This window comes from Actinomadura rifamycini DSM 43936 (genome assembly GCF_000425065.1).
GTDB lineage: Bacteria > Actinomycetota > Actinomycetes > Streptosporangiales > Streptosporangiaceae > Spirillospora > Spirillospora rifamycini.
The window spans coordinates 165,197-180,201 of record NZ_AULB01000008.1; the positions used below are offsets into that span (position 1 = coordinate 165,197).

General features: G+C 73.7%; 15 protein-coding genes. 7 read left to right on the forward strand and 8 right to left on the reverse strand.

What is annotated here, in order from left to right; genetic code table 11:
- Window positions 1-30 precede the first annotated feature (30 nt).
- The 3 genes from H505_RS0105685 to H505_RS0105695 are packed head-to-tail and all read right to left on the reverse strand — an operon-like array spanning window position 31 to window position 2,599.
- Entirely contained in the window at window positions 31-822 is a 792-nt protein-coding gene (locus H505_RS0105685; protein ID WP_026401211.1) for an SDR family NAD(P)-dependent oxidoreductase, read from the reverse strand.
- Entirely contained in the window at window positions 819-1,838 is a 1,020-nt protein-coding gene (locus H505_RS0105690) for a DUF4432 family protein (RefSeq protein WP_034516836.1), read from the reverse strand. Before H505_RS0105690 ends, H505_RS0105685 begins: the two co-directional genes overlap by 4 nt.
- Window positions 1,838-2,599, reverse strand: a complete 762-nt coding sequence (locus tag H505_RS0105695) for a phytanoyl-CoA dioxygenase family protein (protein ID WP_026401213.1) — start codon at window positions 2,597-2,599, stop codon at window positions 1,838-1,840. The genes H505_RS0105690 and H505_RS0105695 overlap by 1 nt, the downstream gene beginning before the upstream one ends.
- 101 nt (window positions 2,600-2,700) lie before the next feature.
- Between H505_RS0105695 and H505_RS39990 the strand changes: the two genes are divergently transcribed.
- The 3 genes from H505_RS39990 (at window position 2,701) to H505_RS0105710 (ending at window position 5,200) form a co-directional block, all read left to right on the forward strand.
- Window positions 2,701-3,615: a sugar kinase gene (locus tag H505_RS39990; RefSeq protein WP_034516837.1), complete on the forward strand. Its 915-nt coding sequence runs from the start codon at window positions 2,701-2,703 to the stop codon at window positions 3,613-3,615.
- 347 nt (window positions 3,616-3,962) lie between these two features.
- A complete protein-coding gene (locus H505_RS0105705; protein WP_026401214.1) occupies window positions 3,963-4,391 on the forward strand; it encodes an ATP-binding protein in 429 nt (142 codons plus the stop codon).
- Window positions 4,392-4,441: 50 nt separating this feature from the next.
- A complete protein-coding gene (locus H505_RS0105710; protein ID WP_026401215.1) occupies window positions 4,442-5,200 on the forward strand; it encodes an RNA polymerase sigma factor SigF in 759 nt (252 codons plus the stop codon).
- Window positions 5,201-5,236: 36 nt separating this feature from the next.
- Here the strand turns inward: H505_RS0105710 and H505_RS39995 are convergent, their stop codons facing one another.
- On the reverse strand, window positions 5,237-5,719 hold the full coding sequence (locus tag H505_RS39995; protein ID WP_064743495.1) for a hypothetical protein: 483 nt from the start codon (window positions 5,717-5,719) through the stop codon (window positions 5,237-5,239).
- A 122-nt stretch (window positions 5,720-5,841) separates the two neighbouring features.
- On the opposite strand from H505_RS39995, the gene H505_RS0105720 reads away from it, so the two are divergent.
- Window positions 5,842-6,780, forward strand: a complete 939-nt coding sequence (locus tag H505_RS0105720) for a diacylglycerol/lipid kinase family protein (RefSeq protein ID WP_026401216.1) — start codon at window positions 5,842-5,844, stop codon at window positions 6,778-6,780.
- Window positions 6,781-7,075: 295 nt separating this feature from the next.
- A complete protein-coding gene (locus H505_RS0105725; RefSeq protein ID WP_026401217.1) occupies window positions 7,076-7,336 on the forward strand; it encodes a WhiB family transcriptional regulator in 261 nt (86 codons plus the stop codon).
- Window positions 7,337-7,457: 121 nt separating this feature from the next.
- Here H505_RS0105725 and H505_RS0105730 read toward each other — a convergent pair whose 3' ends face one another.
- Window positions 7,458-9,137, reverse strand: a complete 1,680-nt coding sequence (locus tag H505_RS0105730) for a sensor histidine kinase (RefSeq protein WP_026401218.1) — start codon at window positions 9,135-9,137, stop codon at window positions 7,458-7,460.
- Window positions 9,138-9,212: 75 nt separating this feature from the next.
- Here H505_RS0105730 and H505_RS0105735 point away from each other — a divergent pair, with 75 nt between their 5' ends.
- Together H505_RS0105735 and H505_RS0105740 are read left to right on the forward strand one after the other, a co-directional pair.
- Complete coding sequence (locus H505_RS0105735) at window positions 9,213-10,373, forward strand: 8-amino-7-oxononanoate synthase (protein WP_026401219.1); 1,161 nt, start codon at window positions 9,213-9,215, stop codon at window positions 10,371-10,373.
- 91 nt (window positions 10,374-10,464) lie between these two features.
- Window positions 10,465-11,205 (forward strand): GntR family transcriptional regulator, encoded by a 741-nt coding sequence (locus H505_RS0105740; protein WP_084549930.1) that lies wholly within the window; start codon window positions 10,465-10,467, stop codon window positions 11,203-11,205.
- 170 nt (window positions 11,206-11,375) lie between these two features.
- On the opposite strand, the gene bioB is transcribed toward H505_RS0105740, so the two are convergent.
- The 3 genes from bioB to H505_RS0105755 all read right to left on the reverse strand — a co-directional run bounded on the left by bioB (window position 11,376) and on the right by H505_RS0105755 (window position 14,942).
- Window positions 11,376-12,371: a biotin synthase BioB gene (gene bioB, locus H505_RS0105745; RefSeq protein ID WP_026401221.1), complete on the reverse strand. Its 996-nt coding sequence runs from the start codon at window positions 12,369-12,371 to the stop codon at window positions 11,376-11,378.
- 91 nt (window positions 12,372-12,462) lie between these two features.
- On the reverse strand, window positions 12,463-13,194 hold the full coding sequence (bioD, locus tag H505_RS0105750) for a dethiobiotin synthase (RefSeq protein ID WP_034516909.1): 732 nt from the start codon (window positions 13,192-13,194) through the stop codon (window positions 12,463-12,465).
- Between the two features lie 80 nt (window positions 13,195-13,274).
- The gene (locus tag H505_RS0105755) at window positions 13,275-14,942 is read right to left on the reverse strand and encodes a carotenoid oxygenase family protein (protein ID WP_026401223.1); all 1,668 of its coding nucleotides are present in this window, start codon (window positions 14,940-14,942) and stop codon (window positions 13,275-13,277) included.
- Between the last annotated feature and the right edge of the window lie 63 nt (window positions 14,943-15,005).

Here is a 15,005-nt window from a genome sequence, read left to right on the forward strand (position 1 = left end):
GTGGGGGGATGCGGACGGTTGCAGCGGGGCTCAGTGGTCCGGCAGTGCCGCCGGGTTGCGGGCGAGGAGGCCGCCGTCGACGCGGTGCTCGGCGCCGGTGACGAACGAGGAGCGCGGACCGGCCAGGAACGCCACCACCTCGGCGACCTCCTCCGGACGCGCGACGCGCCCGAGCGGGTGCGCGCGGCCCCACTCGGCGACCTGGGCGTCCTGGTCGGCGCCGCCGCGGAACAGGTCCGCGGCCCAGCGCAGCATGGGGGTGTCGACCGACCCCGGGCACACCGTGTTCGCCCGGATCCCGTCGGCCGCGTGGTCGAGGGCCATCGCCCGGGTCAGCGCGTTGATCGCGGCCTTGCTCGCGCTGTAGGCGGCGACCCCCGCCTGCGACACGAACGCCTGCACCGACGACACCGTGACGATCGTCCCGCCGCCCCGGCGCCGCAGCTCGGGCACCGCCGCGCGGCACGCGAGGAAGACGCCCTTGACGTTCACGTCCAGGACCTCGTCCCACGTCTCCTCGGACGTGTCCTCGACCGTCCCGTACCGCTGCACCCCCGCGCAGGTCACCACCGTGTCGAGGCCGCCGTGCTCGGACACCGCCGTCCGCACCAGCCCCTCGGCGGCCGCCGCGTCCCGCACGTCGGCGACCACGCCCGTGACCGTCCGCCCGGCCGCCCGCAGCTCCGCCTCGGCGCCGGCCACGCCGTCGAGCCCGCAGAACACCACGGCGGCGCCCGCGCCGGCGAGGCGCTCCACCACCGCGCGCCCGATGCCCAGCGACCCGCCGGTGACCAGCGCGACCTTGCCCTCGAACTCGCTCACCCCGTGCTCCCCTCGATGACGCCCGCGCGCAGCCACAGCCGCCGCACCGCCCGCGGGCCCAGCTTCAGCGCCGTCCCGTTCTCCACCGCCGCCGCCAGCCCGTCGGTCGGGTGCCCGGCGAACGGCTCGAGCCCGACCACGTACGCGCGGCCCCACCACGGGTGGTCCGCGGTCGCCCCGAGCTCCTGCCAGAGCCACAGGTGCGGCAGGACGGACTCGTCCCACCGCACCCGCAGCCCCGGACCGCCCGCGGGGTCGACCACCTCGTAGCGGCCCTCGTCCAGGTCGGTGAGGTAGACGATCTCACTCGGCCCGCCCGGCGCGGGGACGACGCTCAGGTCGACCGTCCCGCCGCCGTCCGCGGGGACGTGCGGCCACCGGTGCGGGCCGCCCGCGCGCACACGGCGCCCGCCCGGCCCGATCGGGGTCGCGTGCGGGACGACCCGCGCCCCGTCCGGCACCCGGATCCGGTGGCCCGGCTTCAGGAAGGGCGCACCGAACACGATGTGGTGGCCCCACATGGCGTCCAGCTCGACATCGGACTCGTTCGCCAGCTCCTCCTCGACGACCAGCTCGGCGACGCCCGAGACCATCCGGAACGTCTTGACCACCCGCAGGGGCATCCGGTGCGCGCGCACACTGAGCCGGACGGCGACCTCCTGCTCGTCGTCGGCGACGACCTCCGCGTCCCACGGCAGCCCGGCGACCTCGCCGTGCTGGGCGAAACGGGCGCCCCGGTAGACGCTCGGCGCGCCGCCGTTCGGCAGGACCTCCTGCCAGCCGCCCTCGTAGCGGTCGAGGAACACCGCGACGTCGTCGGACGCGCCGTCCCCCGGGGCGCGCAGCCCGTCGGGCGAGAGCCACACGAAGTCCGTGTCGGACGGCTTGTGGAGGAACTCGACGACGTCGCCGCCCTTGCCGGCCAGGACGACCACGCGCAGCAGCTCGTTCTCCAGCACGAAGGCCCGCAGGCCCGCCAGCGCGATCTCCCGCAGGCGGGCGCCCCAGTTCCGCATCACGTCCAGCTCTCGGCGCCCCGGAAGGCGAAGTGCTCCCCCGCCGCGTACCGGGGCCGCGGCCGGTACTCGTTCACTCCCGGCTCGCCCCGCAGGTGCAGCGCCGACGGGAACGGCGACGGCTCCGCGGTGATCTTCGTGGACGTCGGGATGTACCGGATCGTCAGCCCGCACCGCCGGTACGGCGACTCGTTGGCGTTGCTCCCGTGCATGATGTTCGGGTGGTGGACCTCGACGTCACCCGGCTCAAGCACCAGGTCGACGGCCTCGCGCTCGTCCACCTCCCGCGCGCTCTCGACCCCGAACACCGCCTCGACGTCGTCGCGCTCCCGGACGTCGTGCAGCCCGCCGCGGTGGCTGCCCGGGATGACCCGCAGGCAGCCGTTCTCCGGCGTCGAGCGGTCGACGGCCAGCCACAGCGTGACCACCCGCATCGGTTCGAGCGGCCAGAACGAGCCGTCCTGGTGCCAGAGCACCGCCTTCCCGGTGTACGGCGGCTTCGAGATGTACGCCGACGCGAACAGCGCGATGTCGGGCCCCACGAACCGCTCCGCGACGTCGAGCAGCCGGTCGTCCGACACGAGCCGCACCCAGAACGGGTCCTCGGCCACGAGTTCCGTCGACAGGTCCTCGCCGCCCTTCTCCGGGTGACGCTCCTGCAACCAGCGGACGTGCTCGTCCGCCTCGGCGATCAGCTCGGCGTCCAGCACGTTCCGGAAGATCGCGTAGCCGTCCGTCTCGTAGCGCTGCATCGGATCCATCGGGCCCCTCCATGGCGTGTGAATCACGGCACATGAAGTCTTAGTCATCAGATCACTTGTTGTCTAGATGTATCGTCGCCCCATCACAGACGGGAGCCGCCATGCAGAACATCCGCGTCGCGCTGATCGGCGAGTGCATGATCGAACTGAGCCACCTCGACCCGGACCGGCTGGCGCTCGGCTACGCCGGCGACGCCTTCAACGTGGCCGCCTACCTGGCCCGCTCCGCCCCCGTCGACGTCCAGTTCGTCACGGCCGTCGGCGACGACCCCTACAGCGCCGAGATGCGCGCCGCCTGGGCCGACCGCAACGTCGGCTCGGCCCTCACCCGCGTGATCCCGAACGGCCGTCCCGGCCTCTACCTCATCCGCACCGACGACCGCGGCGAGCGCACGTTCCACTACTACCGGTCGCAGTCCGCCGCCCGCGCCCTCTTCGGCCCCGGCCACCCCGACGCCCTCGACGACGCCCTCGCCGACCACGACGTCGTCTACCTCTCGGGCATCACCCTGTCGATCCTCACCACGTCCGCCCGCGCCCGCCTCCTCGCCGTCCTGGACGAGACCCGCCGCCGCGGCGGCCGCGTCGCCTTCGACGGCAACTACCGCCCCGCGGGCTGGGCGTCGCCGACCCTCGCCGCCGTCGCCATGTCGGACGTCCTCGCGCGCACCGACATCGCCCTCCCCACCTTCGAGGACGAGCGCGCCGTCTTCGGCGACCGCACCCCCGACGACACCGTCCGCCGCCTCCGCGCGTCCGGCGTCCGGGAGATCGCCGTCAAGCTCGGCGCCCGCGGCAGCCTCATCGCCGACGCCCGCACCACCGAGCGCGTCCCCGCCCGCGCGGTCGCGAACGTCGTCGACACGACCGCCGCCGGCGACTCCTACAACGGCGCCTACCTGGCCGCCCGCCTCACCGGCGCCACCCGCCGCGCCGCCGCCGCATCCGCGACCGCCCTGGCCGCCGAGGTCATCACCCACCGCGGAGCCCTCCTCCCCGCCCCCGCCACCACCTGACCCAACGTGACCGACCCCACCCCACCCCGCACCGACAGGGGACCCGAGTGCCGCCCCCCGCCCGCAAAGCAAGGCACCCACCCGGCCGACCGCTTCCCCAGCCAGAGCGCACGGGAACCACTGTGATTGCGAGCGAAGCCAAGTTCGAGCTCGCGAGAACTTGATCGCGCAGCGAGCCGCCAGGCGAGTCGGAGCGATGCAGCAATCGCCGCGAGGCCCGTTGAAGGAAGGCCGCCCCGCGGCCTGACGCCGAGGGCCTTGCAAACAAACACGCGCGTTGGAGTCTCGCGGAGTGCTTCGCAGGCGGTAGTTTCGAAGGCAGCGGGACCATCCTGCGAGGGAGTGACGTGACCGAGGAAACCGCTGCAATGCCGGCCAGTACGAAGTTGTCCGTCCGCGACGTGGTGACGGTGAAGCTGCCCGCCGCGAGCGCGTACCTGTCCGTCCTGCGGACCGCCACCGCGGGGCTCGCCGCGCGGCTGGACTTCACGCTGGACGAAATCGAGGACCTGCGCATCGCGGTCGACGAAGCCTGCGCGATGCTGCTGGCCCAGGCCGTCCCCGGGACCGACCTGTCGTGCGAGTTCGAGCTGACCGGGGAGGCGATGCGCATTTCCGTATCGGTGCTGACCGTGGACGGCCGGGAGCCCAGCCGTGACACGTTCGCGTGGACGGTCCTCTCGTCGCTGGCCGGCGAGGTGGACGCCAAGGTGGGCTCCGACGACCGGGTCACCGTGACGCTGCAGAAGCGGCGCGGTGCGGGTGGGCCCCAGTGACGGAGAAGACGACCCTGGCGGGCGAGGACAACGAGCGGTCCGACAGCGCGGTGCCGGACCGCGCGCGGGCGCGCGCCCTGTTCGAGCGCCTCGCCGAGCTGCCGGAGGGCGACCCGGAGCGCCAGCGCATCCGCGACCAGCTCGTGGAGCTGCACCTGCCGCTGGTGGAGTACCTCGCGCGGCGGTTCCGGAACCGCGGCGAGTGGCTGGACGACCTGATCCAGGTCGCCACGATCGGGTTGATCAAGTCGATCGACCGGTTCGACCTGGAGCGCGGCGTGGAGTTCTCCACCTACGCGACGCCGACGATCGTCGGCGAGATCAAGCGGCACTTCCGCGACAAGGGCTGGGCGGTGCGGGTGCCGCGCCGGCTGCAGGAGCTGAAGCTGTCGCTCACCAAGGCGATCAGCGACCTGGCGCAGCGGGAGGGCCGCGCGCCGACGGTGAGCGAGCTCGCGGCGCACCTGCAGATGAGCGAGGAGGAGGTGCTGGAGGGCCTGGAGTCGGCGAACGCCTACTCCACGGTGTCCCTGGACGCGCCCGACTCCGGTGACGAGGACGCGCCCGCGGTGGCGGACTCGCTCGGCATGGTGGACGAGTCGCTGGAGGGCGTCGAGTACCGCGAGTCCCTCAAGCCGCTGCTGGAGAAGCTGCCCGCGCGGGAGAAGAAGATCCTGCTGCTGCGCTTCTTCGGCAACATGACGCAGTCGCAGATCGCGGCGGAGCTGGGCATCTCGCAGATGCACGTGTCGCGGCTGCTGGCGCGGACGCTGGCGCAGCTCCGCGAGGGCCTGACCGCGGACGAGTGACCCGTGCGGGCCCGGTGGCTTCGGCCGCCGGGCCCGTCACTTTCCGCCGGACGGCTTCCCGGCGGACTTCTCCGCGTCCGCACCGCCCTCCGCGCCGCCCTCCGAGTCGCCGTCGTCGTCCTCGTCGTGGTCGGTGACGAGCCAGGCGGTGCTGGGCGGGCTGAGCAGGGTGACCAGGGCGAGGATCGCGGCGACGCCCAGCGGGACGCCGATGGCGTACTGCTCGGCCTGCCACAGCGACCACGCCACCGGCAGCGCGAACAGCTGGGTGAGGACGGCGGGGGCGCGGCTCCACTGGTCGGCGCGGAGCAGGCCCCGGGCGCAGGCGAGCATCCCGATCCCGCCGGCGAGGGCGAGGACGGTCACACCGATCGCGCTGACCGGGTCGACGGGTTCGCCGATGGCGGTCTCCACGCCGACGTACGCGCCGTACACGACGGCGGCGGCGCCCTCCGCGGCCTCGAGGCCGGCGGCGGCGTACACGGTCTTGGGGCGGGCGGCGCTCAGACGCTTGGACACAACGAAACCCTACTCGGCCCGGCCCGGTGGGCTCTCCCGGGTCGCCGCCCGGAGGGGCGCCCGGCGGGCGTCCGGGCGACGCCCCGGGGAACGTCCGGTGCGACTCTCGGTAACCTGGCGCCGTGCGCGCCATGCTCATCGCCAACCCCAAGGCGACCTCCACCTCCCGGCGGGCCCGCGAACTGCTGGTCCGGGCCTGCGCCGGCGACCTCGACCTCGTCATCGCCGAGACGGGGCACCGCGGGCACGCCGTGGAACTGGCCCGGGACGCGGCCACGGACGGTTACGACGTGGTGATCGCGGTCGGCGGGGACGGAACGGTCAACGAGGCCGCGAACGGCCTGCTGTCGGCGGGCGTCGCCGAACCCCCCGCGCTGGCGGTGCTGCCGACCGGGAGCGCGAACGTGTTCGCGCGGGCGCTCGGGCTGCCCGACGACCCGATCGGCGCGACCGGCGTGGTGCTGGAGGCGCTGCGGGCGGGCCGCTACCGGACGGTCGGGCTGGGCGCGGCGCGGCCGGGCGACGGCCCCGAGCGGTACTTCATGTTCTGCGCGGGCGTCGGGCTCGACGCGGAGGTCGTCCGGGAGGTCGAGCGGCGGCGCGGAACGGGCCGGAAGGCCGATCCGTCGCTCTATGTTCGAACGGCCGTTCGCCATTTCTTCGCGGGCACGGATCGGCGCCGGCCCGCGCTCACGTTGGAACAGCCGGGGCGCCCGCCGAAATCGGGCCTGTTCCTGGCGTTCATCTCTAATACGTCGCCGTGGACTTTCGTGGGCCGCCTTCCGGTGAATCCGAGTCCGCTCGCGCACTTCGCGCGGGGGCTCGACGTGTTCGGCGTCCGGACGCTGCGGGTGGGGCCGACGCTGGCGGCGGTGGCGGGGATGCTGCTGGCCCGCACCCGTCCTGTGCAGGGACGGGACGTCGTGAACGTGCACGACGCGGCGGAGGTCACGGTGCGGGCGGAGCGTCCCGTCGCCTTTCAGTTGGACGGCGACTACCTCGGCGAGCACCGCAGTGTGACGTTCCGTTCGGTGCCGAAGGCCATCCGGATCGTCATATGAGGCACCCCGGCCGTTGTGTTGAGATCCAAGTAACACGTTCGACCCACTGATGTGACACATGCGACACCCATACTTTGAGAATCCTTTCTCAAAGGTCTTGCGCCTGGTAGTGCGCCCCTGACACGCTCAAGTTGCGCCCGAACGACAGGGGTCCCGATGACGCCGACCGCCTGCTCACGGCGCCGTCGAACAACCACCCCTGGACCCGGCCACCGCCGCTCCGGGCGTTCGCGACATGTGAAATCGTTCACAATTGGGTGGAGTGTCTCCACCGCCTGACGAAGGAGTGGACCGCATGGACTGGCGCCACCGCGCAGCCTGCCGTGACGTGGACCCCGAGCTGTTCTTCCCGATCGGCAACACCGGGCCCGCGATCCTGCAGATCGAAGAGGCCAAGCAGGTATGCCGGCGCTGTGACGTCACCGACGCGTGTCTGCGCTGGGCGCTGGAGTCCGGGCAGGACTCGGGCGTCTGGGGCGGGATGGGCGAGGACGAGCGCCGCGCCCTCAAGCGCCGCGCGGCCCGCGCCCGCACCCGCGCGAACGCCGGCCTGTAACCGCCGTCCACCGCACGGCGCCGCCTCCGAGCCCGCCCGGCCGGAGAGCCGAACCAGCGCCGCGAGACTTCCGAAGTGCCCGTGACCCCGGGGTCGCGGGCACTTCGCCGTGCCGGGCCGGTCACCACGGCGGGCCGCCCCGGTGGCCGGCGTCCAGCGGGACGTCCACGACGACCTCCGTGCCGCCGCCCTCGCGCCGCCGGAAGTCCAGGTTCCCGCCCAGCTCCCCGACGATCAGCGTCCGCACGATCTGCAGCCCGAGGCTGTTGCTGCTCTCCACGTCGAAGTCGGCGGGCAGCCCCACCCCGTCGTCCGCCACCACGACGACGAGGCGCCGCTCGCCCGCCGCGTCCCGGACGTCCGGCCCGTCCGGGCGCGGCTCCGGCTCGCCCGCCGCCGACAGCTCCCCCCACACCGGCTGCCGCGCCGCCCTGCGCCGCAGGTCGGACGGCTCGTCCGCCGCGCCGTCGCGGCCGCCGCCCGTCCGGTGCGCGACGACCTCCAGCGTCCCGAACCGGTGCGCGAGCCCGTGCTCCAGGGCGTTCTGCAGCAGCTCCGTCAGTGCCATCGCGAGCGGCGTCGCGACCTCCGCGGGCAGCACCCCGAAGTTCCCGGACCGCTTCGGCGTGACCTTGGTCTCCGGCGTCGACACCTCCCCCGCCATCGTGATGACCCGGTCGGCGATGTCGTCGAAGTCGATCAGCTCGTCCGGCGTGAGGGACAGCGTCTCGTGCACGATCGCGATCGACCCGACCCGCCGGACCGCCTCGTCCAGCGCCGCCCGCCCCTCCGGGATCCGCAGCCGCCGCGCCTGCAGCCGCAGCAGCGCCGCGACCGTCTGCAGGTTGTTCTTCACCCGGTGGTGGATCTCCCGGATGGTCGCGTCCTTCGTCATCAGCTCCCGGTCCCGCCACCGCAGCTCGGTGACGTCCCGGCACAGGACGATCGCGCCGATCCGCGTGCCGCCGACGACCAGCGGTATCGTCCGCAGCTGCATGATCGGGCCGTGCGCCTCCACCTCCACCTCGCGCGGCGCCCGGCCGCTGAGCAGCACGCTCAGCGCCTCCTCCAGCGGCTCCCCGGTGTCGCACAGCTCCGCGGTGATCTCCCCGAGGTTCTCGCCCACCAGGTCCGTCGGGTAGCCGAGCCGCCGGTACGCCGACTGCGCGTTCGGGCTCGCGTACGTGACGCGCCCCGACCGGTCCAGCCGCATCAGCCCGTCCCCGACGCGCGGCGAGCGCACCAGGTTCGGCTCCTCCCCCGGCACCGGGAACCGCCCCTCGGAGATCATCTTCGCGAGGTCGCTGGCGGACTGCAGGTACGTCAGCTCCAGCCGGCTCGGCGTCCGCGCCGAACTCAGGTTCGTGCTCCGCTGGATCACCCCGAGGATCTTCGCGCCGCGCCGCACCGGGATCGACTCCTCCCGCACCGGGATGCCGCTCCCCCACTCCGGGTCGCCCTCCCGGACGATCCGGCGCTCCCGCCACGCGACGTCGATCAGCTTCCGGCGTCCCGTCCGGACCACCTTCCCGACCAGGTCCTCCGGATACGCGGTCGGGCCGGTCGTCGGCCGCATCTGCGCGATCGCCACCCAGCCGGGGACGGCCGCGCCGGTGTCGAGGGCGCGGCCCCGCGCGTCCGCGGGCGGCGCGTCCCCGATCCGCAGCGGCACCCACAGCAGCAGGTCGGCGAACGACAGGTCGGCGAGCAGCTGCCAGTCCGACACGAGGGCGTGCAGCCACTCCACGTCCGTCTCGGTCAGGTCGGTGTGATCGCGGACCAGATCGGTCAAGGTAGGCACACCACCATCATCGCCCATCGCTTCCGGGCGCGACCCGCGCGTCCCCCCGCCCCGGGCACCTGGCAGGATGCCCGCATGATCCCCGCAGATCCCCTCGCCAGGCTCCGGGACGCGGCCGCGCGGCGGGACGCGGCGGGGCTGCGCCGCACGCTCCGGCCCCGCACCGGCGACCTGATCGACCTGGCGTCCAACGACTACCTCGGGCTGTCCGGCGACCCCCGCCTCGCCGCCGGCGCCGCCGCCGCGGCCCGCGCCTTCGGGACCGGCTCTACCGGGTCGCGGCTGGTCAGCGGCACCACCGAGCTGCACGCCGAGCTCGACCGGCGGCTCGCCGCGTTCACCGGCGCCGCCGCCGGGCTCGTGTTCTCCTCCGGCTTCCTCGCCAACCTCGGCGCCGTCACCGCGCTCTCCGGCCCCGACGTCCTGGTGGTGTCCGACCGGACGAACCACGCCTCGATCGTCGACGCCTGCCGGCTGTCGCGGTCCCGCGTCGCGGTCGTCCCGCACCGCGACACCTCCGCCGTCGCCGAGGCCCTCGCCGACCGCGACGAGGACCACGCCGTCGTCGTCACCGACGCCGTCTTCTCCGTCGACGGCGACCTCGCGCCGCTCGCCGAACTGCACGCGCTCGTCCGGTCGCACGGCGCCCTCCTGGTGGTCGACGAGGCGCACGCCCTCGGCGTCGTCGGCGCGGGCGGCCGCGGCGCCGCGCACGCCGCCGGCCTGGCCGGCGAGCCCGACGTCGTCCTCACGCTCACGCTGTCGAAGTCCCTCGCGTCCCAGGGGGGCGCGGTCCTCGGCGCCCCCGAGGTCGTCGACGCGCTGGTCGACACGGCCCGCTCGTTCATCTTCGACACGGGCCTGAACCCGCCCGCCGTCGGCGCCGCCCTCGCCGCCCTCGACGTCCTGGAGGCCGACCCCGCCCTGCCCGCCCGCGCCCGCGCCGTCGCCCGCCGGATGACCGGGCTCGCGGCCGGTTCCGGCCTCGAGACCGCGCCGCCCGCCGCGGCGGTCGTCCCCGTCTACCTGGGCGAGCCGCACGCCGCCCTCCGCGGCGCCGAGATCTGCGCTGACCACGGTGTCCGCGTCGGCTGCTTCCGCCCGCCCTCGGTACCGAAGGGACGCGCGTGCCTGCGGCTGACCGCCCGCGCCACCGTGGACGAGGCCGACCTCACAAGCCTCGGGAGCGCCCTGGCGGAGATCGCGCGCTCTACCGGCCGTAGTCTGCACGCATAACATCGGGGAGAACCGATGATGAACGTGAGGAGATGCCGTGACGGAGGTCAGGGGCGGGCCCCGGCACGGGGGCGGATTCGACCGGGCCTCGTTGAGCGACATCGGTAGGCACCACTCCAGCCACGCACCCCGCATCCCGAAGTACTACAAGCTGAAAGAGCTGCTGGTCGAGCTGATCCAGTCGCTCCCGCCCGGCAGCCCGCTGCCCCCCGAGCGGGCCCTCGCGGAGAAGTACGAGACGTCCCGCACGACCGTCCGGCAGGCCCTCGCCGAACTCGTCGTCGAGGGCCGCCTGCAGCGCATCCAGGGCAAAGGCACGTTCGTCGCCAAGCCGAAGGTGTCGCAGGAGCTCCAGCTCGTCAGCTACACCTCCGACATGCGGCACCACGGCCTGCGCCCCGAGACCCGCATCCTCGAGGCCGGGTACGTCAGCGCCGACGAGCACCTCGCCACCCTCCTCGGCATCCGCCCCGGCGGCCGGGTCCTGCGCGTCCACCGGCTCCGCCTCGCCGACGGCGAGCCCATGTCGATCGACACCTCGCACCTGCCCGCGCGCCGCTTCCCCGGGCTCCGCCGCGAGCTGCCCCGCCACCACTCGCTGTACGAGACGCTCGCGACGGCCTACGACGTCCACCTCACCGAGGCCGAGGAGACGATCGAGACCGTCCTCGCCACCCCGCACGACGCCCAGCTCCTCGGCGTCGACGTGGGCCTGCCGATGCTCCTGCTGTCCCGGCACGCCTTCGACACGACGGGCCAGCCGGTCGAGTGGGCCCAGTCCCTCTACCGCGGCGACCGCTACAAGTTCATCACCCGCCTCCGCCGCCACTGACCTCCCCTCCCGCCCCCCGCACGGAGTGCGACGTTCCGCGTACACTCCGAACACGCGTTCCGTGCGATGACGGGGCACTTCCGCGACGAGGACAAGCGGCGGATCGCGCGGATCGCGGAGCGGCGTGCCGCGCGGCACGCCGCTAGGCGGACGCGTGAGTTCTCGGACCGTCAGAGGGTCTTGTTGAGGGCCTTGATGGGCATCTGGAGGTCGGTGAGCAGGTCGAGGTCCTTCTCGGCCGGACGGCCCAGGGTCGTGAGGTAGTTGCCGACGATGATCGCGTTGACGCCGCCGAGCATGCCCTCGCGGGTGCCGAGGTCGCCGAGGGTGAGTTCGCGGCCGCCCGCGTAGCGCAGGATCGTCCGCGGCAGGGCGAGCCGGAACGCGGCGATGGTGCGGAGCGCGTCCGGGCCCTCGACGAGCGGGAGGTCCGAGAACGGGGTGCCGGGGCGCGGCGCGAGGAAGTTCAGCGGGACCTCGTCGGGCTCCAGCTCGGCGAGCTGGCCGGCGAACTCGGCGCGCTGCTCGACGGTCTCGCCCATCCCGATGATGCCGCCGCAGCAGACCTCCATGCCGGCGTCCTTCACCATGCGCAGGGTGTCCCAGCGCTCCTCCCACGAGTGGGTGGTGACGACGTTCGGGAAGTGCGAGCGGGCGGTCTCCAGGTTGTGGTTGTAGCGGTGGACGCCCATCGCGGTCAGCTCGTCGACCTGCTCCTGGGTGAGCATCCCGAGCGAGCACGCGATGTTGATCTCGACGGCGTCGTTGATGGCCTTGATGCCGTCGCGCACCTGCGACATCAGGCGCTCGTCCGGGCCGCGGACGGCCGCGACGATGCAGAACTCGGTGGCGCCGGTCTTCGCGGTCTCCTTCGCGGCCTCGACCAGCTCGGGGATGTTCAGCCACACCGAGCGGACCGGCGACTCGAACTGGCCGGACTGCGAGCAGAAGTGGCAGTCCTCGGGGCAGCCGCCCGTCTTCAGCGACACGATGCCCTCGACCTCGACCTCGGGGCCGCACCAGCGCATCCGGACCTCGTGGGCGAGCGCGAGCAACTCCTCGACACGGTCGTCCGGCAGGGTCAGGCACTCCAGGACCTGGTCGGCCGTGAGCCCCTTGCCCTCCTCCAGCACCTGCCGCCGCGCGGTCTCGATGACGTCGCTCACGCGGCCACCTCGCCCGGGGCTCGGTGGCCGGCCTCGCCTGGCGGCTCGGCCATGCGTGAGCTTCGCCGCCGTGTTTCCTGGTTCGCTTCGCTCACGTGTTCTCCTTGTCGAGGCCGTAGCTGTCGCGGAAGGTAGCAGGGTCGAAGGCACCGCCCAACGCGGGGGCCAGGCCGCGGTGCGCGGCGACGAGGAACTCGGGGGCGTCGAGGGCGCCCGCGCCGGCGGGCAGCGCGCCCGCGAGGGGGCGGGCGGCGATGGTCTCCAGGTCGCGGATGTTGCTGCGCTGCGCCAGGTCCGGCTCGTCCGGCCAGGCGCCGATGACGATGCCCGCGAGCTGCACGCCGCGGTGCGCCATCGCCTCCAGCGTCAGCGCCGTGTGGTTGAGGGTGCCGAGGTCCGGGCGGGTGACGACGACGACCGCCGCGCCCAGCCAGCGGGCCAGGTCGGCGATCGTGCCGCCCTCCTCGTCGTAGCGGACGAGCAGGCCGCCCGCGCCCTCGACGAGCACGAGGCGGCGGTCGTCCGACAGGGCCCGGACGCGTTCGGCGACCTCGGGCAGCCGCACCGGCGGGGTCCCGGCGACCCGGGCGGCGGCGGCCGGCGACAGCGGGTCGGGGAACCGGGCGAACTCGTGCACGTCCTCGATGCCGGCGAGCCGGCGGACGTCGTCCAGATCGCCGGGCTCGCCCGGTGCGATACCCGTCTGCCCGGGTTTGACGACCGCGACCGACGCGCCGCGCGCGGCGGCGACGGCGGCCAGCGCGGCCGTCACGACGGTCTTCCCCACGCCGGTACAGGTCCCGGTGATCACGAGCACGCTCACGCCCGGCACACTAGCGCGGGCCCCGGCGCCCGGTCCGTCGCCGAATCCCACAGGATTCGGCGGGGCGGTTTGTAATCGGCTCAGCCCCCGAGGGCCTCGGCGACCTCCCGGGTGACGGCCCGCAGCTCGGGGTCGAGCTGGTCGAGGCGGGCGTCCAGGTCGGCGGCGAACGGCAGCCGCTCGACGTCCGGGGCGGGGCGCGCCTCGGGCATCCACGCGGAGTGGATCAGGAACGGGACGGTCGTGCCGGGCGGCGGCGCGAGGACGGCGACGGGCCCGCGGCCCACGTCGGCGGCGTCGAACAGCTCGACGCGGAACCGGTCGTCGTTGTGGACGGCGACGACGAGGTAGCCGTCGTGGCCGCCCGGGGACGCCCCGGCGTACCGGGTGCCGCCCGCCGCGGCGGTGCCGCGCGGGACGAACGCGGGCGACGTCGGGTAGTCGTCGAGGGCGAACGTCCACTCGGCGAGGGGCTTGAGGTCGCCGCGGTCGTGGGTGACGAGGACGGCGGGGGTCTCCTCGGCGGGGAACAGCGCGGTGTCGACGCGGCCCTCGTAGTTGCGGAGGGCCCGCTGGTTGATGGCCTCGGGATGGAAGCCGATGTAGACGAGGTGGTGCCGCGTCGGGTCGGTCTGGCCTTCGAGGCTCCAGTCGATGGCGGACAGCTCGGCCTGCCACCAGCGGGACGGGTTCCGGGCGCGCGCGAGCTCGCGCACCCGGCCGCTCTCCGGGTCGAACCGCATAATGGTGGTGAACGCCGGGGTCATGCCGTGGCAGTACATCCCGCGCAGGGCGGGGTCGATGGGGCGGCCGTGCACGTCGAGGTCGTCCTCGCGCAGGTACATCCCGATGTCCACGCCCGGGGTGTTCTCCATGACGATCTGGACGCCGTCGGAGTCGTCGTAGCGCGCGTAGAAGTGGTTCACCTCGGGCGCGATCCGGAACTCCTTGCAGGTGACCGCGGACCGCCCGGGGGCGAGGTCGTCCTTGCGGATGAGCAGGAGCGGCCCGTCGGGGTTGTTGGCGACCGTCCGGTCCCCGCCGAAGATCTCGTCGGCGTCGATCTTGAAGGCGGTGTCGGCGAGGACGAGCCAGTCGCGCGTCTGCGTGATGGTGTGCGTGGCCTGCGGCAGCGTCGCGTTCTCGACGTCCCAGCGGTGCACCCGCGCGCCCGTCCCGTCGTAGCGGATCACCGAGACGGTGCCGGTGAGGACGTCGCGGCTGACGTTCCACATGCAGCCGCGGTCGGGGTCGACGACGGGATGCGCGGTCGTCGAGATCAGCGGCAGCACGGCCTGGTCCATCGCGGGCTTCCAGTCGTCGCGGTGCCCGACCTCGGCGACGAACGCGAGCGTGACCGGGTCGATCTCGACGGGCCGTCCGGCGTCCCACGTCGCGAACAGGCGGTCGCCCCACGGCAGCGGGGCGGTGTTGGCGCAGTTGACGAATCCCCACGGCGAGCTCGTGCCGACGGGGCCGGCGGCGAACAGGTCGGGACGCGCCCGCTTCAGCCGGACGGACGGGGTGTCGAGCACGCGGGCGCGCCACGGGAACCGCCCGTCCGGGCCGGGCCGCAGCGGGAGCCGCGCCATGATCCCGTCGCCGAAGAACGCGTGCAGGGGGTGGCTGCGCTGGTCGGAGGTGCTGACGACGAAGTGCCCGCGCACGTCGTCCGGCCAGGCTCCCGCGATCACCTCCAGGTCCATGTCGGGGTGGTCCTCGCCGAGGATCGAACGCGGAATCGGCATGACGCCTCCAGGGGGGTCGGCTCCAGCCAATCAACCTCGGGAGGACGGGCGTCGTCAACCCTC